The organism is Streptococcus sp. oral taxon 431, from assembly GCF_023115445.1.
GTDB lineage: Bacteria > Bacillota > Bacilli > Lactobacillales > Streptococcaceae > Streptococcus.
Genome location: NZ_JALDUI010000032.1, coordinates 1 through 1,630 on the forward strand (window position 1 = coordinate 1; position 1,630 = coordinate 1,630).

Genomic DNA, 1,630 nt, shown 5'->3' on the forward strand with positions numbered 1-1,630 from the left:
TCTCATAATACTTTTCAAGCATTTGCTTTCCCCCTTTCTCTGCTTGTAGTATAGCAGAGAAAGGGGGAAAGAAGGGCTTTGGTTTCTATCTTGTGTTTTTTTGAGTCTGTAATGTTATTGATTATGAGTTTGTAATTCTCGTAAATCTGACTAGATAATCATATTCGGCTCTATAATTTCTGTAGTGGGTAAAACCACCATAGGAATTATGGAGCCTATTTTGTTGTAGAAAAAAAGTCCCATAAGACCTATAATGAAAAGCGACCAAACCATCATTAGAAAGAATCTTATGGAACAATTAAATTTTATCACAAACTTACTCGGAATTAAAGACAAGAACATCAAAATCTTGGATTATCTTGATGCTGGAACTCATAAAGAAGTCATCGCTAAGCTAGATTATCCTGCTCCTAAGTGTCATCACTGCCTAGGGCAAATGACTAAATATGACTTCCAGAAAGAATCTAAAATCCCTTATCTAGAGTGTGCAGGCTATAAGACACTCATTCGATTGAGAAAACGCCGTTTCCGTTGTAAAGTCTGCGGGAAAATAGCTGTCGCAGAGACTTCCTTAGTCAAAAAGAATCACCAAATCGCGACCATCGTCAACCAGAAAATCACTCAAAAATTAATCGAGAAAGTCCCTATGACGGCTATCGCAGAAAGTCTATCTGTCTCTACTTCGACAGTCATTCGTAAATTGAAAGAATTCAAATTCAAGACAGATTTATCTTTCCTTCCAACTCACATGTCTTGGGATGAATACAGCTTCAAGAAAGGGTTGATGAGTTTCATTGCACAGGATTTTGATTCCAGAAAGATCGTAACTATTCTGGATGGACGAACTCAAGCGACTATTCGCAATCATTTTCTTCGTTATTCTAGTCAGGTGAGAAGTCGCGTGAAAGTCTTTACAATGGATATGTTTAGTCCCTATTACGATATTGCCAGAAAACTTTTTCCTAATGCTAAAATCGTTCTCGACCGCTTTCACATTGTCCAACATCTCAGTCGAGCTATGAATCGTCTTCGTATCCAAATCATGAATCGTTTTGATCGTAAATCGCACGAATATAAAGCATTAAAACGTTACTGGAAACTCATTCAACAGGATAGCCGTAAACTTAGTGATAGACGTTTTTATCGCCCTACTTTTCGCTCACACTTGACCAATAATGAGATTCTCGAAAAGCTCCTTGCATACTCTCAAGAACTTAGAAAGCACTATGAACTCTATCAACTATTACTGTTTCATTTCCAAGAGAAACAAACAGACAATTTCTTTGAACTGATTGAAGAAACGATTTCTTGTGTAAATCCTATTTTTCAAACTGTTTTTAAGACCTTTTTGAAAGACAAGGACAAAATCATGAACGCACTGGAACTGCCCTACTCAAACGCGAAACTGGAGGCTACTAATAACCTCATTAAGGTCATCAAGCGCAATGCTTTTGGCTTCCGGAACTTTGAAAACTTTAAAACTAGAATCCTCATTGCTTTGAACATCAAAAAGGAGAGAACCATGTTGGTCCTCTCCAGGTTATAACTTTTTATCAACCCACTACAGTTGACAAACATACTAAGATTAGTAGTGAGAAAATCTCCGACGGGAGAGAGTACTCACTACTTT

The 1,630-nt window shown here is 37.3% G+C and carries 1 protein-coding gene; it reads left to right on the plus strand.

Annotated elements, in window-relative coordinates; all coding sequences use genetic code 11:
* Window positions 1-289: 289 nt before the first annotated feature.
* Window positions 290-1,546: an ISL3 family transposase gene (locus tag M1R56_RS09900; protein WP_248036032.1), complete on the plus strand. Its 1,257-nt coding sequence runs from the start codon at window positions 290-292 to the stop codon at window positions 1,544-1,546.
* Window positions 1,547-1,630: the final 84 nt, after the last annotated feature.

What these genes read in the sequence shown, in the direction of transcription:
- M1R56_RS09900 (WP_248036032.1), top strand. Translation starts at nt 290, where the DNA reads ATGGAACAATTAAATTTTATCACAAACTTACTCGGAATTAAAGACAAG.